At 65.4% G+C, this 22,379-nt stretch carries 18 protein-coding genes and 1 pseudogene; 6 read left to right on the forward strand and 13 right to left on the reverse strand.

Going from position 1 to position 22,379, the window contains the following annotated elements; translation table 11 throughout:
* Complete coding sequence (locus tag BM286_RS11250) at nucleotides 1-450, forward strand: Rieske (2Fe-2S) protein (protein ID WP_092922173.1); 450 nt, start codon at nucleotides 1-3, stop codon at nucleotides 448-450.
* A 517-nt stretch (nucleotides 451-967) separates the two neighbouring features.
* Here BM286_RS11250 and BM286_RS11255 read toward each other — a convergent pair.
* The 7 genes from BM286_RS11255 to BM286_RS11285 all read right to left on the reverse strand — a co-directional run bounded on the left by BM286_RS11255 (nucleotide 968) and on the right by BM286_RS11285 (nucleotide 9,903).
* A complete protein-coding gene (locus tag BM286_RS11255) occupies nucleotides 968-2,248 on the reverse strand; it encodes an amidohydrolase (RefSeq protein ID WP_092922175.1) in 1,281 nt (426 codons plus the stop codon).
* 394 nt (nucleotides 2,249-2,642) lie between these two features.
* The gene (locus BM286_RS11260) at nucleotides 2,643-3,971 is read right to left on the reverse strand and encodes an OFA family MFS transporter (RefSeq protein WP_092922177.1); all 1,329 of its coding nucleotides are present in this window, start codon (nucleotides 3,969-3,971) and stop codon (nucleotides 2,643-2,645) included.
* Entirely contained in the window at nucleotides 3,958-5,073 is a 1,116-nt protein-coding gene (locus BM286_RS11265; RefSeq protein WP_092922179.1) for an ABC transporter ATP-binding protein, read from the reverse strand. Before BM286_RS11265 ends, BM286_RS11260 begins: the two co-directional genes overlap by 14 nt.
* On the reverse strand, nucleotides 5,070-6,281 hold the full coding sequence (locus BM286_RS11270; protein WP_092922181.1) for an ABC transporter ATP-binding protein: 1,212 nt from the start codon (nucleotides 6,279-6,281) through the stop codon (nucleotides 5,070-5,072). The genes BM286_RS11265 and BM286_RS11270 overlap by 4 nt, the downstream gene beginning before the upstream one ends.
* Entirely contained in the window at nucleotides 6,278-7,198 is a 921-nt protein-coding gene (locus BM286_RS11275) for an ABC transporter permease (RefSeq protein ID WP_092922183.1), read from the reverse strand. The genes BM286_RS11270 and BM286_RS11275 overlap by 4 nt, the downstream gene beginning before the upstream one ends.
* Complete coding sequence (locus BM286_RS11280; RefSeq protein WP_174549007.1) at nucleotides 7,198-8,157, reverse strand: ABC transporter permease; 960 nt, start codon at nucleotides 8,155-8,157, stop codon at nucleotides 7,198-7,200. The genes BM286_RS11275 and BM286_RS11280 overlap by 1 nt, the downstream gene beginning before the upstream one ends.
* A 60-nt stretch (nucleotides 8,158-8,217) precedes the next feature.
* The gene (locus tag BM286_RS11285; protein ID WP_158294263.1) at nucleotides 8,218-9,903 is read right to left on the reverse strand and encodes an ABC transporter substrate-binding protein; all 1,686 of its coding nucleotides are present in this window, start codon (nucleotides 9,901-9,903) and stop codon (nucleotides 8,218-8,220) included.
* Nucleotides 9,904-10,114: 211 nt separating this feature from the next.
* Here BM286_RS11285 and BM286_RS11290 point away from each other — a divergent pair, with 211 nt between their 5' ends.
* Together BM286_RS11290 and BM286_RS16000 are read left to right on the forward strand one after the other, a co-directional pair.
* Entirely contained in the window at nucleotides 10,115-10,861 is a 747-nt protein-coding gene (locus tag BM286_RS11290; RefSeq protein ID WP_092922187.1) for a helix-turn-helix domain-containing protein, read from the forward strand.
* Between the two features lie 35 nt (nucleotides 10,862-10,896).
* A pseudogene (locus BM286_RS16000) lies at nucleotides 10,897-11,390 on the forward strand (hypothetical protein); the annotation flags it as partial.
* Nucleotides 11,391-11,572: 182 nt separating this feature from the next.
* Here BM286_RS16000 and BM286_RS11300 read toward each other — a convergent pair.
* Nucleotides 11,573-12,097: a pyridoxamine 5'-phosphate oxidase gene (locus tag BM286_RS11300; protein WP_092922189.1), complete on the reverse strand. Its 525-nt coding sequence runs from the start codon at nucleotides 12,095-12,097 to the stop codon at nucleotides 11,573-11,575.
* Nucleotides 12,098-12,213: 116 nt separating this feature from the next.
* Between BM286_RS11300 and arcS the strand changes: the two genes are divergently transcribed.
* A complete protein-coding gene (gene arcS / locus BM286_RS11305) occupies nucleotides 12,214-14,055 on the forward strand; it encodes an archaeosine synthase subunit alpha (RefSeq protein ID WP_092922191.1) in 1,842 nt (613 codons plus the stop codon).
* A 31-nt stretch (nucleotides 14,056-14,086) separates the two neighbouring features.
* On the opposite strand, the gene BM286_RS11310 is transcribed toward arcS, so the two are convergent.
* On the reverse strand, nucleotides 14,087-15,697 hold the full coding sequence (locus BM286_RS11310) for a SufS family cysteine desulfurase (RefSeq protein WP_092922193.1): 1,611 nt from the start codon (nucleotides 15,695-15,697) through the stop codon (nucleotides 14,087-14,089).
* 40 nt (nucleotides 15,698-15,737) lie between these two features.
* Between BM286_RS11310 and BM286_RS11315 the strand changes: the two genes are divergently transcribed.
* A complete protein-coding gene (locus BM286_RS11315; RefSeq protein ID WP_092922195.1) occupies nucleotides 15,738-16,379 on the forward strand; it encodes a type 1 glutamine amidotransferase in 642 nt (213 codons plus the stop codon).
* 75 nt (nucleotides 16,380-16,454) lie between these two features.
* Here BM286_RS11315 and BM286_RS11320 read toward each other — a convergent pair whose 3' ends face one another.
* The 4 genes from BM286_RS11320 to BM286_RS11335 form a co-directional block, all read right to left on the reverse strand.
* Nucleotides 16,455-17,999 carry an MATE family efflux transporter gene (locus BM286_RS11320; protein ID WP_092922197.1) on the reverse strand — a complete coding sequence of 515 codons (1,545 nt, stop codon included), beginning with the start codon at nucleotides 17,997-17,999 and terminating at the stop codon, nucleotides 16,455-16,457.
* A gap of 98 nt (nucleotides 18,000-18,097) precedes the next feature.
* Nucleotides 18,098-18,538, reverse strand: a complete 441-nt coding sequence (locus tag BM286_RS11325) for an EamA family transporter (RefSeq protein ID WP_092922199.1) — start codon at nucleotides 18,536-18,538, stop codon at nucleotides 18,098-18,100.
* 30 nt (nucleotides 18,539-18,568) lie between these two features.
* Entirely contained in the window at nucleotides 18,569-20,359 is a 1,791-nt protein-coding gene (locus BM286_RS11330) for a histidine kinase N-terminal 7TM domain-containing protein (protein ID WP_092922202.1), read from the reverse strand.
* 99 nt (nucleotides 20,360-20,458) lie between these two features.
* Nucleotides 20,459-21,424, reverse strand: coding sequence for a UbiA family prenyltransferase (locus tag BM286_RS11335; RefSeq protein WP_092922205.1), 966 nt, complete (start codon nucleotides 21,422-21,424; stop codon nucleotides 20,459-20,461).
* A 178-nt stretch (nucleotides 21,425-21,602) separates the two neighbouring features.
* Here BM286_RS11335 and BM286_RS11340 point away from each other — a divergent pair, with 178 nt between their 5' ends.
* Nucleotides 21,603-22,370 carry a VOC family protein gene (locus BM286_RS11340; RefSeq protein ID WP_092922208.1) on the forward strand — a complete coding sequence of 256 codons (768 nt, stop codon included), beginning with the start codon at nucleotides 21,603-21,605 and terminating at the stop codon, nucleotides 22,368-22,370.
* Nucleotides 22,371-22,379 lie beyond the last annotated feature (9 nt).

Raw genomic sequence — 22,379 nt, forward strand, 5'->3', positions numbered from 1 at the left:
GTGAGCGGCTACCGACTCACGACCGTCGAGACGGTGCGCGAGGAGGGCTCGTGGGCGTTCACCGCCCGCGAGGGCGACGAGGACCGCGAGGTGTTCCTCGTGCCGTGCGCGGACGAGCCGGGTGAGGCCGACGATTCCGTCGATCCGCCCGTCCGCGCGTGGATCAACCGCTGTACCCACGAGGACCAGCGCCTCCACCGCGAAGGGATAGGAGCCGTGACGCGGGGCGGCTCCGTCGTCTGCCCGAAGCACGGCTCGGCGTTCGATTCCTGTGAGGGCTCCTGCGACAACGGCGAGGCCGCCGGGACGACGCTCCGCTCGATCGACGTCGATGTGCGCGACGGCGCTGTGTTCCTCACGGACGACGACCTCACCTACCTCTACGAGGGGTTACCGGACGACGACGGCGACGACGAGGGGCCGGCGTCGAGCTCGCACCTGACGTTCTGAGTTGCGAAGATCCGAGAGGCAGACTCGTGGTCGGCTCCTTTTAAATAGGCGACTGTGCGGTGACGTTCATCGAAGCCCCAGCCACTCGGCTGTACGGTTTTGTATATAAGTGATCGTTCGACACCAACACCGACACCACCGAAGTCTCAACCGCTCGGCTGTACGCGGCCGTTTATAGATGACAGATCGATACCGACACCGCCGAAGCCCCAGCCGTGAGGGCTCGGTGCGCTCGCTGCGCTCCTCGTCGCTCGTTTCACTCGCTCCTGCGGTGCTTTCGTCGCGCGCCTTCGCCCTCACGGCTGCCCCTTCGAGTCCCGCCCGGCACCGCACCTCACACCTCCCCAGCCTCGCCGCTCGCTCCGGGCTCCCTACGGTCGCCCGTCGCTCACGGCGTCCCTCGCACGCGCTCCTCGCAGCCGCCTAGGCCGGCCGCTCGGAGGCGCGCGCTACCGCAGTTGTTTATAAAAGCCGTCGCGGATGCTTTTAAATATCGGCAGAGAAGCGCGCCAGGGTCTTACGGCCGCGTCTCGGCGACCCGCCGGATCGCGCCGGCGATCACGTCGATGCCGATCCCGATGTCGTCCTCGACGACGTCGAAGTCGCTCGTGTGGTGGCCGCCGGGGTGGTCGGTACCGACGCCGAGGTAGCAGGCGAGCCCGCCCTGCTCCTGGACGTAGTTCATCAGGTACGTCGCGTCCTCGGAGCCGCCGAGCTCGTCGCTGTCGACGATGTTCGTGACGCCCGAGACGTCGCCCGCAGACTCCCGCACGAGCCCCGCGAGCGCGTCGTCGCTCGTCGCGCTGGGCGCTTCGCCGAGCGTGGAGACGTCGACCTCGCAGTCGTGCATCTCCGCGGCCGAGTCGAGGACCCGGTCGGCGTGGTCGGACATGTACTCGGCGAGGTCGGTCGTCTGCCCGCGCACTTCGCCCTCGATGTACGACTCCTCGGGGATGATGTTCGTCGCGGTGCCGCCGCCGACGAGTCCGGCGTTCACCCGCGTCGGGCCGTCCGCGTGCCGCGGGATGGCGTAGAGGTTCTGGATCGCGGCCGCCATCGCCTGAACCGTGTTCCGGCCCTGCTCGGGGCGCGCGCCGGCGTGCGCGGGTTCGCCCGTGAACTCGGCGAGGAAGTGCCGCACCGCGAGGAACCCCTCGATGCCGCAGACGACCTCGCCGGAGGGGTGGTCGAGGCCGACGTGGACCGCGTACAGGTAGTCGACATCGTCGAGGTGGCCCGACTCGGCCATCGGCTTGCCGCCGACGATCTGCTCTTCGCCCGGCTGGAAGAACACCTTCAGCGTGCCCGAGAAGTCGGAGTCGAGGATCACGTCGAGCGCGCCGAGCCCCATCGTCGCGTGGGCGTCGTGGCCGCAGGCGTGCATGAACCCCTCGTGTTCGGAGCGGAACCCCTCACCGGCCGGGACGTGGTCGCCCGACTCCGACTCCGTGATCGGGAGCCCGTCGATGTCGACCCGCAGACCGACCACCGGGCCGTCGCCGCGCTCGACGACCGCGACGCAGCCGGTGTAGCCGCCCGAGAGCTGTTCGAGGACTTCGGGATCGGCGCCCGCCTCGCGGGCCCGCTGTTCCCACTCCGCCAGCTCCTCGTCGTCGGGGACGTTCAGGCGCTCGTCGGCTGCCAAGGCGTCGGGCCCGACGTGGAGACCCGTCAGGTCCCGCTCGCGGAGGGCCTCGACGATGCGCGCGGTGGTGTAGAACTCGCGCCACGCGGGCTCGGGGTGGCGGTGAAGGTCGCGTCGGAAGCTTCGGTACTCGCCGCTGTCGAGAGCGCTCATACGTCCGGGTGGCCCGGCGACCGCTTAAACGATCGCCTGTCGGAGAAAAGGGGTAACCTTAGCGTGAAGAGTGCGGCCGAGCAAGGGTGAGTTGGTGACTCGAAGATGCTCGACCGCGTGGTCGCGAAAACACGCGATCAGAAAGTATTTTCCCGTGAAGATACCCCGACCGAACAGCGTGTCGAAGCAGCGTTTTTGTATTAGCCGATCTCCCGTATCGGCGCGTTGAGCGGGTAGTCTGGCGCTCATACGAGGCCCTGCGCCGGTGGTATCAGGAGACCGCTGGGTCAAATCCTTCGCAGCTCTCCACAATGCCATCCCCTAGCCTTGACCCCCTCCTCGTATGAAGGGCCCTGTTCAAATCGTAATCGGGCGGGCGAGCCAACAGCTACGTTCAGTCCTGCTTTTCGCCAGGGTTCACAGCGCTACCAGCTGGTCTCACAGGGTGTTTGGTAGGCCTTTGGAGTGCTAATGCACTCACCCCAGCACCGATAGCGAGGACAGCTCCGATACCAAAGGTAAACGTCCACGAAGTAACGGTTACCAGCCAGCCGGCGACCGCGCCACCGAAGATACCACCCCACATTTTCCCAGAGTAGAGTAGCGCATAGTTCGACGAGGAGTGAGCCTCTCCATAATACTCACCGACCAAGCTTGGAAACAGCGTGTACTGCGGACTCCAGAAGAACGTTGCTAACACGACACTCCCCACGAACAAGACCGTTGACCCCGCTTGAGCGGCGAAAACCAGGCTGCCAACGCCGATTCCACACAAGGCAAATGAGACCGCCATGATGTATCGTCGGTCAAACCGGTCGGAGAGGTCGCCCATGACTAGGCGACCGATCCCGGCCGCAACGGGCAACATTGTCGCCGAGAGCGTGGCCGTATTCTCGGTTAACGACATCGCCTGCGCAAATGAGATCACCTTCGCAGTCACCATGAGACCAGCTCCGCTCACCGCAACGAACATTGCGTACATAAGCCAAAACTGCCAGGTTCGAGCTGTTTCGCGCCATGTATACTGAAAATTCGCCGCTGAGGCCTGATCGGCCGGAGCCTCGTTCGATTCTTTACTGTCCCTGAACCAGTTTGGCGGCGGATCCCGTAGCAGCACTGCCGTCAGGAGGACAACGACAAAGATGAGGACACCCATCAGTCGCAATACTCTGCTGTACGCGTCAACAGCAGCGTTGGCACGAACGAACGGGACAAACAGTGCTGCGCCACCGGCGAAAGCCATTGTCCCGACACCAGTGGTCAGCCCGCGGCGGTCGGGGAACCATTTCAGGGCTGTGTTCACCGCGACGGTGTACACGATGCCAACGCCGATCGCCCCCAGCGAGTACAGTACGTAGAGGTGCCACACTGTCGTTGCGTACGTGATACCGATGTATCCACCACCGGCGAGCACTGCTGCGATGGCGGTCAGGTTTCGCGGCCCGTGTCGGTCACGCCACCAGCCAACAGGAAACTGTGAGCCAGCCTGAAATATCACGAACAGCGTGAACACGAGCCCCAGTGCGGGCAATGCGATCCCGAGATCTCGCGCCAGCGGTCCTTCGATCGACGACCAGACGTATTGGTAGGGACTCACCACGCCCATCGAGCCCGCAGCAGCGACGATTAACCACCACCGCGAGAAACCCAAGTGGTCATGAGCTGCTGTGCCCGGATCGTCGGTCGTAGACGCAGCAGACGCGTGGGAATCATCCCCCGACATCGTTTCCGTACGGACTCTGTGCTGCGCGGTCAGCCTCGTCACGGTCGTTCCAGTGACACGCCGACCGGTGCCGCTCGGGGTCGGACTCGGCGCTCTGCTCGACCGGTTGGAGCGCTGGCTCATCGGCTTCGCACTCCTCGTCGATGTACTCCGGACAGCGGGTATGGAACGGACATCCCGATGGTGGGTCGATAGGACTTGGTGGATTCCCATCGAGATGGACGGTTCGCCGCCCCATTTCGCCGGTGATACTCGGGATTGCTGCCAGCAGTGACTTCGTGTAGGGATGAGCCGGTGCCTCAAAGATATCGTGTGTCGGCCCCTCCTCTACGATCTTTCCCAAATACATGACTGCGATACGATCACTGACGTGCCGCACCACCGATAGGTCGTGTGCGATAAAAACGTACGAGAGGCCGTACTCCTGTTGGAGGCGTTTCATTAAGTTGATGATCTGTGCCTGGACGCTCACGTCGAGTGCGCTAACCGGCTCGTCGGCAATGATGAGTTTCGGTTCCACGGCAAGGGCACGCGCGATACCGACACGCTGGCGCTGGCCGCCGGAAAACTCGTGTGGATAGCGGTCGCGCAAGTCGGGTGAGAGGCCAACCTCCTCGAACAACTCGGCGACACGTTCGTCTTTGGCCTCACCAGTCGCGATGTCGTGGACCGCCAGCGGCTTGCCGACAATCTCCCCGACTGTTTTTCGTGGGTTCAGCGATGAAAGCGGATCCTGAAAGATGACCTGAACATCTTTTCGGAGCGCTTTCAGCCGGTCCCCTTCGGCGTCAGAGATCTCTTCACCGTCGAAATGGATGGTCCCAGCAGTCGGTTCGTAGAGTCGAGACAGTGTGCGCCCGAGGGTGGACTTCCCACACCCGGACTCACCGACCACACCGAGGGTTTCCCGCTCGGCGAGCGTCAGGTCTACCCCGTCGACGGCGTGAACCCACTCGTCATCACCGAACAGGCGGTCGAGGAAGCTCTGTTCAACTGGAAAGTGCTTTTTCAGGCCCTTCGCACTCAGCAGCGGTTCACCGCCCGACTCGGCTGACTGACCACCTGTGGTATCGGTGACTGATGATTCGAATTGGCTACTCATCTGTACTCCCCTCCGAAGTTGGGCCGCTGCGGGGTGACCAGATCGTCGCTGGCCTCGTGTTCTTGGATGAGTTGTTTCGCCTCCGCGTCGTCGACACGCTGGACCTCGTCCCCGTCGTTGGCAACCGCATCGTTATAGAGGTGACACCACGTTCGATGGCCGGGCTCCTCCGCTGAGTAGGCGACAAGCGGCTCCTCACAGAGAGAGAATGCGGCGTCACACCGGGTTCGAAACGGACAGCCCTGCGGTTTGGCCGTCGGGTCGGGAACGTTGCCTTCGATAGCATCGAGCCACTCACGGTCGTCGTCCGTCCGGGGGATGGAATCTATCAACCCTCGCGTGTACGGGTGGCGAGGATCTTCGAAGAGCGTCCTGGTATCAGCCGTCTCCATCATTTCGCCCGCGTACATCACGGCCACGCGGTCGCACGTTTCGCGGACGACTGCTAAGTCGTGCGTGATGAGCATGATAGAGACGCCGAACTCATCGCGCAGATCGAGCAGTTCGTTGAGGATCTGGGCTTCGATCGTCACGTCGAGAGCGGTAGTCGGCTCATCAGCGATAATCAGGTCAGGATCGCCGGCGAGCGCTTGCGCGATCATCACCCGTTGTTTCATCCCGCCGGACAACTGGTGCGGGTACTCGTTCGCCCTGTCGGCCGGGTCTGGAATGCCGACGGTGTCCAGCAACTCGACCGCTCGTTGCCACGAGGCGCTTGACTCGCTGGTGCCGGTGACGTACTTCCGCCGGAGTTCTGCGAACAGCGACTGCGATTCACCGACATCACCGTGGTGGCGAACGACCTCAGCGATTTGCTCGCCAACGGTCATTACCGGGTTGAGCGACGACATCGGATCTTGGAAGATCATCGAGATGTCGTTGCCACGGATCTCGCGGAGGGCTGCCTCATCTTTGGCGAGGAGGTCTTCATCCCGGAAGCACAGCCGATCGGCGGTAACGGTCGCGCCGTCAGCGAGACCCAACAACGAGAGAGCGGTGACGGATTTTCCGGAACCTGACTCACCGACGATGCCGAATACCTCCCCCTCGTTAATCGCGAAGGAAACCCCGTCAACGGCCGGGACATCTCCACGTTCTGTGGTGAACGTCGTGTGGAGATTATCAACAGCCAGCAGCGGCGGTTCCTCGGTGACAGTAGTCGATACGGACGGACCAGCCCGCTGTGTAGGACGTGGTTGCGAGCTCATGTTTGACCAGTCTCTTTCACGTCGAAGGCATCACGTAGTGCGTCGCCGAAGAGGTTGATTCCAAGCACAGTCACCATGATGGCGATCCCCGGAATGATGGAGATCCACCACGCCTGCGTGATGAATCCGCGACCCTGTCCCAGGAGGGCTCCCCACGTCGGTGTCGTCGGTTTAACGCCCAGTCCGAGGAACGACAGGGTGCTCTCAGCGAGGATCGCTCGCGCCGTGAAGATTGTGAATTGGACAATAAGCGGCGCAACCGTGTTCGGGAACACTTCTTCGAAGATGATCTCATAGTCTTCGAGCCCGACGCTCTTCGCCGCCATGGTATACTCCTCTTCACGGATCGCCAGGACCTCGCCACGGGCCAACCGTGCGAAATCATCGATATAGGCGAACCCGATAGCGACCATGACATTCCAGAACCCCTGGCCGAAGATCGCGACTAGCATAATGGCGATGAGTAGCCACGGGAACGCCCACATGACGTCGACGGCCCGCATCAGCAGGTCGTCGATGTACCCACCGTAGTAGCCTGCGAACAAGCCGATCAGGATTCCGAGGACCGCTCCAAATGTAACCGCCCCGAGGCCAACGGCCAGCGAAATCCGGGCGCCGTACATCAGCCGTGACAGGAGGTCCCGGCCGAATGAGTCCGTGCCGAGTGGGTTGGCACTCAACGGGTCCGGTGGCATCAGTATCGGGAACTGTTGGGACATCGGGTCGTACGGCGCCAGCATCGGCGCAAAGATAGCCGACAGCCCGAACAGCGCGACAACGAGGAACCCGATCTTCGCTCTGAGGTCACGCCGAATCGTTTTGATGAACCGCTCAAGCAGGTCAGACCGGATTCCAAAGGTCTTCCCGCTCTCACTCGAGCCGCTGAACGCACTTTCGACGAGATCAGAGACCGACATCACTCACTACCTCCGTACTTGATCTGCGGGTTGATCGACGTGTATAACACGTCCACGAGCAGGTTCATGAACACGAACACGAACGAGATGAGGATCACCGCTCCCTGGATAGCTGGGAAATCCCGGCGTTGGATCGACGCAATCAGCAGCCGGCCGAGCCCCTGGATCCCGAACACGATTTCAACAGCGACGACGCCGCCGAGCAGCACGCCCAGCAGGATACCCGCGACGGTAACGATCGGGATGAGAGCGTTCTGTAACCCGTGTTTAAAAACGATCAGCCGGCCGTCTAACCCCTTGGCTCGCGCCGTTCGCATGTAGTCTTCGTTCAGCACTTCCATCATTGACGACCGAGTCATCCGCATCAAGATCCCGCCGTAGGGGAGCCCGACCGCCAAGGCCGGCAGAATGATGTGTTTTAGCCAGGGGATGATCCCCTGCCGGAACGACACGTAGCCGAACGCCGGCACCCAGCCGAGCCGGTCAGCGAAAATGATCAACAAGACAATACCGATCCAGAACCCAGGCATGCTGATACCGATGAACGAGACCGTCGTCGCGACGTAGTCTTCCCACTGGTACTGTTTGACGGCGCTGGTGATGCCAGCGGGAATAGCTATCAACAGCGCAATTAGCATCCCGAGCCCAGCAATACTCAGCGTCGGTTCAGCCACACCAATGAGCATCTGGAGGACACTCTGGTCGCTAAACACCGAGGTGCCGAGATCTCCTTGTAAGATCCGGCCCATCCACCGGATATACTGAACGTACAGCGGTTCCGTGAGGCCCATCTCCTCCCGGAGTGCCGCAATGGCTTCGGCGCTGGCGTCGCCGCCGAGCAGGACTCGTGCTGGGTCGCCAGGGATGGCTCTGACGGCAAAGAACACGATTGTTGCAACAATGTAGATTACCACCAGCGCGTGAGCGACTCGCTTGGCGATATAGCGACGCATCCCCATTACGGATCACCCCTAACGAGCCAGGTTGACATCGCCCGAGCTGTCAGTGTGAACAGCATGTTACTCCTCGAGGTAGGCGCGATGGAAGTTGCTCAAGCCAATCTGGTTGCCTACATTTTTGAGCTGTGTCACGCTCCCTTTCGGAGTGAGGGGGAACGTCGTCATCGCGAACGGCGCGTCTTCGAGGAAGATTTGCTCGGCCTCTCGGACGTATTCGATCCGTTCGTCCTGGTTCGGTGTGTTGAATGATTTTGAAAGCGCTTCGTCGAAATTCTCGTTGGAGTAGAGGTTCTTTTGCCACGCACCCGAGGATCCCTCCTCCATCGGCGTGCGGAGCTGTTTCCACCACGACATCCACGGGTCGATGTCGCCGCCACCGCCGTACATCATGAACATGTGATTGTATCGGTAGATGTTATCCCAGTAGGACGACTCCTGCTGGACGTCGAGTGTGGCATCGATACCGACGTTCGATAGCTGCTGTTGTAACACGGTCATCACCCGTTCGTCGGTCGGAGTGCCAAGAATGCTTCCGGAGAACCGTGGTTCGCCGGTGTACCCGGCTTCGTCTAATAGTTCTCGAGCTCGCTCGGGATTATACATTTGAGCGTTTTCCGGCTGTTCTTGATATGCCCAGGCAATAGCAGGGTTGATCAGGCTGTGTGCGGGCTCAGCGAAGCCAAAGTACGCGGTGCTGACCAGCTCCTCTCGGTCGATGGCCATCGCTACCGCCTGCCGGACTCGCCGATCCGTCGTGGGGATATCCGTTCCCTCCCACGCATCGGTCGGCTGGTCGTTACCGCTCGCGTACGACTGCCGTTCAGCCCACTCATCGGAGGCCGGATCATTACACAGCATCGCCAAACACGACCACTCGCCAGAGCTGACCCCCGCAACATCGACACTTCCACCCCCGCCCTGTACCTGCCGCGCGTTCTGAGGTGGGAGTTCGTCGGCATACTGGATCCCGTCGGTCGTAATTGCGCTCCACATTGTGGAGGGTTCAGGAATGAGGTTGATGACAACCTCGTCAAGGTACGGGAGACTATTGCCCTCTGAGTCGGTCTCCCAGTAATCGTCGAACGCCGTCAGGGTGAGCGACTCTCCCGTGGACCGTTCCGTGAGTTCGAATGGGCCCGACCCGACGGGGTAACGCCGGTAGCGTTGGGGGTCCTCCTCGACTGCCGTTTTATTGACGATGGTTCCAGCCCGTCCCGGACCGCGCGTGAGGAATGTGATAAACGGAGCAACGGGCCTCGAGAGATTAATTCGGAGCGTCGTCGCATCCGGCGCCTCCACACTTTCGATATCAGCTACCTTCCCGATATGAGGCGAGTCATCGAGCCCCATCAATCGCTCAATGGACCACTTGATCGCGGAGGCGTCGAGTGTGTCTCCGTTGTGGAACGTCATTCCCTCGCGAATGGTGAACTCGTAGGTCGTGTTGTCAGGCAGCGTCCAATCGCTTGCCGCATCGCCCACGATCTCACCGTTGCGGTCCAGTTTGACGATACCCGAAAAGATGTTTGAGAAAATCGTGATCTGCTGGTAGAGATCAACGTAGTGGGGATCAAGCACCTCCACCGCGTTGAATGCCCAGCCGGCCTCAATAGAGCCGCCCATATTGGAATCACTATCGCTACCATCACCACCGTCCCCACCGTTACTGCCGTCAGACCCTGGCTGACTACCATCACCAGTACAGCCGGCCACACCGGCCAAGCCCGCTGCGCTCAACAGTTTCATCGTTGTACGACGGTCAATACTCGGACCTTCTAGTTGATCCTTGTCAACGCCTCGCATGACGGGAGGTGACAGTAGATAAACTGACCTAAATATTCGGCCAGATATATCTGGCTTCATTTCTCAGCGTAGACATTATTGATCCGTTCGGTTAATCCTGTTATATGGTAACTGATCACAAACATATAAATACACGGACCGACGGCACCCAACCATGTGGGAAGCAGAACTGGCCGTAAGACACTACGGCTGCCCCGTTTCAGACGTGTCCTCCTCCCACTCGTCGGTCAGAATCGAGAATGTCTCTCGTGTCAGGCTCACTGGCGGTGAAGCGAAGCGATTGCTTGCGGTCGACGGTGCGGAGAGTAAAGTAGCGGCATTCGCAGAGAACTATCGGGATCACGACGCTACGGTCGAGTTCGAGCGCGTCTCAGCTGGTGACGCGAATCGAGCGTACTTCATTAGTGAGGTCAATTACCCAGCCAATAATCCCTCCATCCTCAAGCTCATCGACGACGCCGGCTGCTTCCAGTACTCGACAGTTGTAGTCGAACACGGGATCGAACACTGGGTTGTCTACACTCGACATAAGGACGCACTCCGGAGACTTGTGGACGCCATCGAGGAGCGGAGCAACAACGTTCGACTGGCCCGGAACGTCGATGTCGGTCCCATCAGCGACGAGGAGGCCATTCATTATCACGCGCTCCGATCTGAGCTGACGAAACAACAATTAGCCGCCTTTGAGGCAGCGCTCGAATTGGGGTATTACGCTGAGAATAATCAGGCCACGATTAGCGACATCGCTGCGTTTCTTGATGTTCACCACTCAACGGCAGGGGAACACATTAAACGCGTAGAAAACACGCTTCTCTCGGAAGTTGGAAGACATCTGTTCCCTGACGTGGTCAACCAAAACACGCAGCCTGAGACATTACGGAGTGACCCCTCCGAGTGTTAATCGCTACACTGGTGGTGTTTACTTCCGCAGTTTGGTACGTGGTCCGGCGGACGATGACCGAAAAGCCCTACACCGACGGGGGTGGGACGACTGAGGACGTCCGCCAGACAATGCGTGGCTTCTACGAGAAGGCCAGCCGAGACGAACCGGACTACTTCCCGGCAGATGAGTCAGCCGAAAAAGAGTACAACACGAGTCAGTTGATGCCGCAGCGGGATATCCAGGGTGGTCGCGTCACATTCGAATCTGAACCGGGGCCCTCACAGCGAATTTCGATCGGGAAGGGTACGAGGTGTACGATTGCGAAAAACGACTTGTAAAACGGTCCATGTCGGAGAAGTCAGCGACGAGCGTCTATATTGGAGCCCCCGAAGAGTTCGCGGAGTGGGTCGGATTCTCGGTGGGTGAACTGCTGACCAACGAGACAGCGGTCGCGATAGACCGAAATACTTCCGAGTCTAAACACGGGGAGCCCACCGAAGCAGAAGACGGATCCAGTAGATTCCTGTCCCGGTTGCTCGGATGGTAGGCCGATATCGGCAGAAAGTATATCGAGAGATTCGCACGCCGGATGTGCTGATGGCAAACTCGGAGTCCCCGCAGGAAGCGTATCTCAAAGCCTTCGCAGCTCTCCACAATGCCATCCTCTAACCTTGACACCCTTTCGGAGAACCATGGAAACCCGTCGAAACTCGACCGACCGCGATCGGCTCACTCGTCCGCCGGTCCCGTGCGCCCCGACCGGTCGGTCGATTTCATGCGCTCCGAGTAGTCCCACGCGTGGAGCCGCTCCGGTTCGATCCGGATCTCGACTTCCTCGCGCTCGGGCCGCAGCAGTCGGTCGGCGGTCGCGTTGTCGACCCCGCCCAGATATCTGCGCAGGAGCGTTCGAAGGAGTCGCTTGTCGTCGTCCGGCGCCACCGTCGCGTGACCGCGGCCGCGGACGCCCTTGTACGGGGGGTCGTTCGTCGACACGTCGAAGGAGACGTGATCGTCGTGTTCGACGAACTCGACGAGGTCGGCGCTCGCGCTCGTCGCACAGCGGATGGCGCCGGTCGGCTCGCCGGAGCCGCCCTCGGCGCCTTCGCCGCTCCCCGCCTCCGGTTCCCACGCGAACCACAGCGAGACGATCCACGGGCGGTCGCTCGGCGTGCGGCAGCCGAGTCGGACCGGGACTCGCGCGCTGCCGAGGAACTCGTCCACGCGCTCGCGGTCCCACGGGCCGGTCGGATCCATACCGATCCATCGGCCGCGTCCCGCCTAACAGTTGCGCCGGGGCGCGTCGCCGGTCCTCGGTCCGCGGCGCGTCCGCGGAACACAAGAGAATTGACCGTCCCCGCGCGAGGGGTGGTATGACCGACTACTTCGAGGTCCACGAGCGCGACGGCGCGGCCCGCCTCGGGGCGGTCCGCCTCGCCGACCCGGTGACGACGCCGGCGCTCGCGGACCCCTTCCTCGACGACGCCGGGAGCCTCTGGGCCGGCGACCGCGAGGTGCCGGACGGCGACGAGAGCGCGCTCACGGTGCTCCCCCACCGGTCGTTCCCGGCCGGCACCCGCGACGAGGTCCGCGAGTCGTTCGCGGTCGACCACCCCGATGTCGACTTCCCCTCGGCGGCGGTCGTCGACAGCCGGAGCGCCCGCGACCTCGGCGCCGACGCCTACCTCCTCTCGGACGCGCAGGGGTTCGTCGGCCACGGCGAGGCGTTCCGCGACGCGATCGTTCGTGCGAAGGAGGGCCTGCCCCCGGACGCCGCGCTCGGCCTCTCCGGCGTCGCCACGCCCCGGAACGTCGCGCTCCTCGCGTACGCCGGCGTCGACCTCGTCGACGCGACGCTCGCGCGGACGAAGGGGACGCAGGGGATGTACCTCACCGCCGACGCCGAACACTTCCTCGAGGACCTCGACGAACTGCCGTGCGCCTGCCCCGCCTGCGCGAAGGCCCGGAGCGAGTTCACGCGCGCCGACTGCGCCGACCACAACGCCAACGCCCTCCGCGCCGAACTCCGCCGGGTCCGCGAGCGGATCCGGAGCGGCCGCCTGCGCGACTACGTCGAGGGGCAGGCCCGCCACGAGGGGTGGCTCACGGCCGCGTTCCGCGAGTTCGACGACCAGTGGGGGTACCTCGAAGAACGGACGCCGCTCATGCGCGACGCGGAGCTGACGGCGGCGTCGGCGGAGACGCTCGACCGCGTCGAGATTCGGCGGTTCGCGGACCGCGTCACGAGCCGCTACCGCAACCGATTCACCGACCAGCCGCTCGTGTTGGTCCCCTGCTCGGCCACCAAGCCGTACAGCGACTCCCAGAGCCACCGGCAGTTCCACGACGCGATCCAGTGGCGCGGCCACACCGTGTCGATGACCTCGCCCATCGGCGTGGTCCCGCAGGAGCTGGAGACGACCTACCCCGCCCAACACTACGACTCGGTCGTCACCGGCGACTGGAGCGAGGACGAGATTTCGTTCGTCGCGGAGGTGCTGCGACGGTACCTCGACCGCAACGACTACTCCCGCGTCGTCGCGCACGTCCCCGAGGACGGCTACCGCGAGATCTGCGAGCGCGTCGAGGGCGCCGTCGACGTCGAGTTCGAGTACACCTGCGTCGACCACCCGACGGCCGACGAGTCGCTCGGCGAACTGAACGCGGCGCTCGAAGGCGAGCCCGCGTACAGCAAACGCGAGCGCGAGCACAACACCGTCCGCGCCATCGCGGACTACCTCCTCGGAGACGGCGCGGGCGACGACCTCTTCGGCGGGCTCGGCGCGAGCGGCGGTGAGGCCGGCGACGGCGACGAGGCGTACGGCGGGGAGGCCGACGTGCGCACCACCGGTCGCTACCCGAAGCTCCAGGTGTGGGGCGACGACGCCGACGCCGGCCGCGAGGGCGAGCCGGGCGAGCAGCTGGCGACGATGGTTCCCCAGTACGGCACCCTCTCGTTCACCCTCGCCGGCGCGCACCGCTGGGTCGCGAGCGACGCGCCGACGAAGCGGATCGAGATCGACGCGTTCGTCCCGCACGGCTCCGTCCTCGCGCCCGGCGTCGTCGACGCCGACGACGGGATTCGGGTCGGCGACGAGGTCGTGGTCGAGGGCCCGAAGGCGTTCGCGGTCGGCCGCGCGGCGATGTCCGGCCCGGAGATGGCGGGGGCGACGCGGGGGGTCGCGGTCGAGGTTCGACACGCCGACGAGAAGTGACCGAGCCCCGAAAGACGACGCGGTAGCGGTCCTACGCGCTGTTCTCCTCGACGTACTCCCGAGCCGCCTCTCGGATGACGTCCTCCGGGCCTTCGACGCACTCGCGTCGGAGGTCGGGGTACTGTCCGTCGAGCTCGCGGGCGACGTACCCGTCGAGGTCGGCGACCGCCTCGACCGACATCCCGGCGAGGTGCTCCGAGAGGAGGCTGGCGACGGCGCGGCTGACCGCACAGCTCCGGCTCTCGAAGGCGATCTCCTCGATACGGCCGTCGGCGATCGCGACGTGGAACTCGCCGTCGTCGCCGCAGGTCGTCTCCTCGGAGGACTTCACGAACGTCGGATCGGTGAGTGCGCCCGGGTTACGGGGGCGGTGGTAGTGTTCGCTGACGAGATCGTGGTAGCGATCGGAGGCGAGGTACGCGTCCAGGTCGTCTCGGGCGGTGTCGACGACGTCGAGGAGGCGGTCGATGTCCGCGCGGGTGTTGTAGACGTAGAACGACGCCCGCGCGGAGCCGGGGATGTCGAGCCGGTCGTGGAGCGGCTGCGTACAGTGGTCGCCGGCGCGGATGGCGATGCCTCGATCGTTGAGGAGGCTGGAGAGGTCGTGCCCGTGGACGCCCTCGACGTTGAACGAGACGAGGCCGGTGCGCTCCTCGCCGACGCCGGGACCATACGTCCGGACGAACTCTCGGTCGGCGAGTTCTCTGAGGAGGTACTGCGCGAGTTCGTTCTCGTGGTCGCGGACGGCGTCCATTCCCAGTTTCTCGAGATAGTCGACGGCCGCGCCGAGCGCGATACCCTCCGCGATCGGCGGCGTACCCGCCTCGAACTTCCAGGGAAGCTCGTTCCACGTCGAGTCGGTGAGCGTGACGTTCCGGATCATCTCTCCGCCGAACAGGAACGGGTCGAGCTCCGCCAAGATCTCGCGTTTCCCGTACAGTCCCCCGACTCCAGTGGGCCCGGCGAGCTTGTGGCCGCTGAACGCGAAGAAGTCCGCGTCCATCGCCCCCACGTCGACGGGCCGCGTCGGGGCGGACTGGGCGCCGTCGACGACCGCGTACGCGTCGTGGTCGTGTGCGAGGACCGCGAGGTCGGCAACGGGATTGACCGTCCCGAGCACGTTCGAGACGTGGGGGACAGAGACGACCGCGGTGTCGTCGGTGACGAGGTCGCGGGCGGCGTCCATGTCGAGGTGGCCGTCGGCCGTGACGGGAATGTGGCGGACGGTCGCACCCGTGCGCTCGGCGATCTGCTGCCAGGTGACCAGCGAGGCGTGGTGGTCCATCTCCGTCGCGACGATCTCGTCGCCCTCGCTGAGACGCCGGCTGAGACCGTACGCGACGAGGTTGATGCTCTCGGTGGTGTTCTTGGTGAAGACGATCTCCTCGCGGCCGTCTGCGCCGAGGAAGTCGGCGACGCGGTCGTGCGCCTCTTCGTAGGCGAGCGAGGCCTCGTGACTGAGCTCGTGGATCCCGCGGTGGACGTTCGCGTTGTACCCCGCGTAGAACTCCTCGAAGACATCGTACACCTGCTGGGGTGTGTGCGTGGTCGCGGCGTTGTCGAGGTAGGTGAGCGGATGCCCGTTCACGCGTCGGTCGAGCACGGGGAAGTCCGAACGAACCGCTTCGGCATCGAAACTCATGTAACTACCAAGAGATCAGTTCTATTTAAATAACTTCCAAATGATATTGGTACTCGATAACGCGGTCGACGGCGGCTACATGGCCGACGAGATCGTCCACTTCCTGCCCGACGCCCGCGTGTACAACTACCCGAACGAGGACGGCGACCCGGCCCTCGATAACGTGGACGGCGTCGTCATCGGCGGCAGCGAGGTCGGCGTGTACGACGAGCCCGACCAGCCGTGGATCGCGGCCCAGAAGCGGTTCGCGCGCCGGCTCGTCGAGGAGGACGTCCCGACCCTCGGCATCTGCTTCGGCCATCAGATTCTGAACGCCGCCCTCGGCGGCGAGGTCGTCGACAGCGGGACCTCCCGCCTCCGGCTCCACGACGCCGAACTCGACGCCGACGAGCCGCTGTTCGACGGCGTCGAACCGAGCGTGCCCGTCCTTCACTCCGACGTCGTGACGGAGCTCGGCGACGGGATGGAGGTCATCGGGCGCGCGGACTACTACGAGTACTTCGCCACGCGCCACCGCGACCGGCCCGTCTGGTCGGTCCAGTATCACCCCGAATTCACGCCTCGGATCACAGACGAGTACGACGACTGGGAGGCGGCCGACGGCTCTTTCGAGGACTCCACCGCCACCCGGACGCTCGCCAACTTCGCGGACCTCGTCGAGTCGTCCGAGAGCGAATCGTAGCGTCCACTCCACTTCTCCGGGACGGCAACCGCAGACGACTCGCGTCGAAAAGCCGCCGGACGACGGGTCAGCGGCTCAGTCGTCCGCGGTCGCCCCGGGGCGGTACGCCTCGCTTATCTTCTTCCACTTGCCCGAGCGGAACCGGAGGTAGTTGATCGCGGCGGGGATCGTCGTCTCCGCCATGAACGCGAGGTAGAGTCCCCACAGGCCGATCGCGGGGAGCGCGACCTCCGGGACCGTGACGCCGACGAGCGGGAGGTCGATAGCCGGGGTCGAGCTGTGGGCGCCGACGTACGCGAGGGGAATCGACACGCAGAACATCCCGAGGAACTGGCTCGCGAAGGGGATCTTCGTGTCGCCGGCGGCGTCGAGGGGGCCGGCGGCCCCGCCGGAGATCCCTTGGAAGATCACCGCCGCGCAGGCCGCGTACACGAGGTTCACGGCGATCGGTATCTCGGGGCTGTCGGGCGACTGGGCGAACAGCGAGACGATGTCGGTCGCGAAGACGGCGATCAGCACCGCGGAGACGGCGTACGTCGCCACCGAGAACCGGATGATGTCGCGGGCGTACGCCTCCGCCTCGTCGGGCCGCTCCACGCCGAGTTCCTGGCCGACCAGACTGGAGGAGGCGAGGCCGAACCCCCAGCCGGGGGTGTTCATGATCCCCCAGATGCGACGCGCGATGACGAACGCGGCCACCGTGTTCTCGCCGAACACGTCGAGGATGGCGAGCATGGGGAACTCGGCGGCCGTCCACACGAGGTTGCGCGCGCCGACGGGAACCCCGATCTCGACGAGGTCGCGTAGCATTTCGGGATTGAGATACGAGCCGGCCGGGTCGATCGCGACCGGGAACTCCCCGACCAGCGGGGCGCTCCCGCGGACGAGTCCGACGGTGAACCCGGCGACCGCGAGGACGTTCGAGAGGACGGTGCCGACCGCGGCGCCCTCGACGCCCCAGCCGAGGCCGAAGATGAACAGCGCGCTGAGGACGATGTTCGCGACCGCGCCGCCCGCCCGGACCCGCATCGCGGTGTACGCGTCGTCGCAGCCGACCAGCACGCGGCTGCCGACGAGGTTGAGCGCGGCGAAGGGGACGCCGAGGCCGACCACGCGGAGGTAGTCGGCGCCGTAGGCGATCGCCGCCTCGTTGCTGCTCAGCGCGTCGATGAACGCCGGCGCGTACAGCCAGAAGGCGCCGCTGACGGGGACGCTGATCGCGATCACGAGGAGGACGCTCGACCGGACCGCGTCCCCGAGTTCGACGAACGCCTCGGCGCTGTACCGCTGGGAGACTAAGGCGATGGTGCCGCCGGCGACGCCGCCGCCGAGCGCGAACGCGAGCCCCCAGTAGGGGCCGGCGAAGCCGACGCCGGCGACGGCGCTGGTGCCGACCGCGACGCCGACCATCGCGATGTCGACCGCGTTCTTCGACATCCGGGCGATCCCGGTCACGATCCGCGGCCACGCGAGGTCGGTGGTCCGGACCACGCGGTGGCGGTCGATCAGCCCGATCCTCGCGAGTGCGAAGCCGATGTAGAGGATGAGCGCGCGGAACGGGTTCGGGAGGTCGGCGACGTACGAGATCAGCGCGCGGAGGGAACTCGGAAGGCGAGACACGGCGGGTGCGCTCCTTTCCCGCTGGCGGCTAAAGGGGTTTCGTCACGCGGCAGGCCGTTCCGGATCGCGGGGTCGGCGGGCCGGGATCGACCCACCGGTCAGGCGCCGGAGACGAGGTACACCGCGGCGGCCGCGAAGACGATTCCGAGCCCCTTCCGGGCCGTGAACGACTCGCCGAGGAACAGGAAGCCGATCACCGACGAGAAGACGAGGAACATCGCGAAGATGGGGGTCACGACGCTCACCGGGCCGAGCGAGAGCGATCGGTACAATGCGAGGATGCCGATCCCGAGGAACACGCCCGCCGCGAGCACGTGGGGCAGCTTCGGCGACGCGAGGTGGGTCGCGAACCCCTGCCCGGTGTACGCGATCACGCCGACCGCCATGGCGACGAGCAGGGTGTTCGAGACGACGACGGCGACGTCGCTCGGGATCGCGTTCGGACCGGTCGTTGCGACGCGCATCAGCGGCGAGACGAGCGCGTACGCGCCCATCGCGAGCAGCGCGTAGGGGAGATAGGTCGTGGCCGTAGCGTCCATACCTCGGGGTCGCCGCCCGGCGTCAAGTGCCTATCGACCCGCGTTCGGCGGCGGCCCGAGCGAGCCCGACTCGTCGCTCGGCGCCGGGTCATCGAGGTGCGGATCCGGGGGCTCACCGTCCGGGCCGGCGCCCGGCGTCTCCGAGCGGTCGACCGGGACGCAGACCGTCACGACCGTCCCGGTCGGCTCGCGCTCGTCGAACGAGATCCGCCCGCCGAGGTGGTCGACGCCCCACTTGACGATCCACAGGCCGATCCCGCTGCCGTGTCGCAGCGGCGTCTCCGTGCCGCGGTCCAACACGTCGTACTCGGCGGGGTCGATCCCGGGCCCGTCGTCCGCGACGGTGACCTCGACCCAGCCGTCCGCGACCGCGGCGTCGATCCGCATCCACGGCGTCGCCGCGTCGTTGTGCCCGACCGCGTTCGTACAGAGGTTCCCGAGGACGACCGCCAGCACGTCCGGAACCGGGACCGGCGCCACCTGCCCGACCTCGATCCGCGCGTCGGGGGCGACGGCTCTCGCCTCCGCGACGGCCTCGTCGACGGCGTCCGTGAGCGGCGCCGTCTCGGACTCCTCCGTCGGGTCGAACAGCTCGCCGGCGGTCCGGGTGCGCTCGCTGAGTTCGAGCATCCGCTCGGCGCTCTCCTCGATGACCGACAGGGCGCGCTCGTCGGTCGGGTCCGAGCGGAGCTGTTCGGCGTACCCCTGGATGAGGTTAGTCTCCGTCCGAACGTCGTGACGGAACACGCGGTTCAAGACGTTGAGCCGCTGCTGTTGGCCGAGGTACACCCCGACGTCGTGGAAGGTGATCACCCGGGCCGTGGTGCGGTCGTGGTCGTCGATCACGTCCCTGACCGTCGCCTCGTACGGCCGTTGGCCGTCGCGGCCGACGATCGGTATCGGCCGCGGTTTGTCGGCGTCGGCGCCGTCGAGCTCGCGGATCGCGTCGTACTTCGGCACGACGGTCGCCGCGGGCTCGCCGATCGCGTCGCGTCGGTCGATCCCGAACGTCTCGGCCGCGCACTCGTTCAGGTCGACGAGGAGGCCCTCCGTGCCGACGACGAAGACGGGGTCGTGAAGCTGCTCGAAGACGAGCTGCCGGGCGCGGCGGCGGGGGGCCGGCGCGAGCGTCAGCAGGCGGAACCGCGAGAGCGCGAGCAGGTACGCCACGCCGGAGACCGCGAACGCCAGCGGGGTGGGGTCGAGCCCGGGGATCGGCACCGCGCCGGAGAGGTGCGCGAGGTTCCCGGCCCACGGCGCAGCGGTCCCGACGAGCAATGCCGCGCTCTGTCCCCGGAACGGGCGGGCGTCGTCGCGGATCAGCTGGATCAGCGGAACCGATCCGACCGCGCCGAGGAGGTAGGTGTACCCCGCGATGACGTAGTACAGCGGCCCCGGAACCACGCCGAGGAACGTCCCGACGGCGGTCTCGCGCACCACCCGGTCGACCGCGAGGAGGTTCCCCGGGTCACCGGCGGCGGCGACCGCGACGGTCGCGGCGGGCACGACCGACACGAGCGCCACGGAGAAGGGCGTCACGTAGCGGTCGTAGCCGGTGTACGCCAGCGCGAAGAAGAGCCAGCCGACCGGGATCGCGACGACGCCGACCCACTGGACGTCGTACCACAGCGCCTTCGCCGGCAGCGTCGTCGCCTCCAGTTCGAAGACGAGGAACGTCGCCCACCAGACCTGCCCGGCGAGGAGCACGGCGAGCCACGTCGCGCCCGGCTCCGGGCGCTCCCGCCACGCGAGAATCGCCGCCGCCAGTCCGACCGTCACGGCGACGAGGAGGGCGACGGACAGCGGACTCAGCGCTGCCATGGAGTTTTTTACGCAGATTGGATTTATAACTCATTGGGTCGAGTTATCTCATTGAAAAAATCGGTCGCTGCGCCGCTCGGAGTCGGGTTCCTCGCCGCCTCACCCGCCGATCGCGAGCAGGACGGCGCCGGCGACGAGGTAGCTACAGTCGGGCGCGACGCCGAGCGCCGCCCCGCCGAGCCGGTCGGCCAGCGCGGTGACGGCCACGGAGACCGCCAGCCCCGCGGCGAGCGCGGCGAGGACCGGACGCGGGACGGCGTCGATCGCGGCCACGGCCCCCAGCAGTCCGGCGGCGACCGCGTCGACGCCGAGCAGGATCCGGCGGGTCCCGGCGGTCCCGTACACGACCGGGAGCGTCGCCGTGCCCCGCGCCGCGTCGGCCGCGACGTCCCTGACGTTCGGGACCTCGACGTCGACGAACGATCGCACGGCGACGTACGCGAAAAGCAGCGCGACCGTCGGCGCACCGACCGCCTCGAGCGTGACCCCGGTGAACGCGAGCGGCGCGGCGACGACGGCGACCGCCCACGCGATCGCGACCGCGGCGGAGTTGAGGAGGAAGACGTCCTTCAGCCGCGGCACGGAGACGGTCCCGAGCGGTGCGGCGAGGTCGCCGGCGGCCGCCGGCCGGCCGGTGGCGTACCCGACCCACACCGCCCCGGGGACGAGGGCGAGCGCGAGCGCCGCGGGACCGGCGCCGACCGCCAACGCGACCGCCAGCCCGTAGCTCACCGCGGCGGCGGTCATCAGCTGATCGCCGTAACGTAACGCGATCCGCGCCCGAGACGGGGTCGAACTCACGTCGCCCTCGGCGTCGGCGACGTGGTCCGCGGCGTACACCGCGAACGCGATCAGTCCCACCGCGACCGGCGCGGCCGACCGCGGAACGCCGAGCGCAACCGTCACGACCGCCACCTCGACGGCCGCGACGAGCGCGGTGAACGGGGCGCCCGCGGCGAACGCGGCGACCCGCCGTACGGCCCCCGAGTCGGGGGGAGTCGATTGCGAGCGATACTGCGCCGTCGTGCCGTCCGGCGCGGACGGCTTCGTCGGTTCGTTCGCCATGGAGACGTCCGCCGCCGGTGGGCGGCGAACGTCAGGTATGGGGGATCGAGACGTATCTATCCACTCCGTAAGGTGTTAATAAAACTCGAATCGTCGCGGTATCAGTTTCTCTCGGAGGCGTCGCGGGCCGGCTTCGGGCTTCAGTACGCTTTTGACCCGAGCGGCCGATCGCTCGCGTATGGACGGAACGCTCGACCACGTGATGATCCGCGTCGAGGACTTAGAGGAGAGCCTCGACTGGTACCAGACGCACCTGAACTACGAGGAGAAGGGCCGCTGGGAGGCGGACACGTTCACCAACGTCTTCCTCGGCCCCGAGGACGTCCACGAGGACGGCGCCCTCTTGGAGCTCACGTACAACCACGACGGCCGCAGCTACGAGATCGGCGACGCCTGGGGGCACATCGCGGTCCGCGTCCCTGAAGACGCGCTTCAGGAGTCGTACGACCGGCTGATGGACGAGGGCGTCGACGACTACCGCGACCCCGAGTCCTGCGGGAACCGCTACGCGTTCGTGAAGGACCCCGACGGCCACGAGATCGAGATCGTCAAGCGCGACTACGGCGCGAAGTGGAGCATCGACCACACGATGATCCGCGTCGAGGACGCCGACGAGGCGCTCGGCTACTGGACCCGCAAGTTCGAGTACACCGAGGTGCCCGGCCGCTGGGAGGCCGACAGCTTCTCGAACTACTTCGTGGCCCCAGAGGACGCCCCGGAGGAGGCGATGAAGATCGAGCTCACCTACAACTACGACGGCCGCGAGTACACGATGGGCGACGCCTGGGGCCACGTCGCGGTCCGCGTCGACGACCTCGACGACGCGTGGGACGACCTGCTGACCCGCGAGGCGCCCGACTACCGCGACCCCGCCTCCTGCGACCACAACTACGCGTTCACGAAGGACCAGGACGGCCACGAGGTCGAACTGGTCACCCGCGACTGATCGCCGCTC

This window comes from Halorubrum sodomense (assembly GCF_900111935.1).
GTDB lineage: Archaea > Halobacteriota > Halobacteria > Halobacteriales > Haloferacaceae > Halorubrum > Halorubrum sodomense.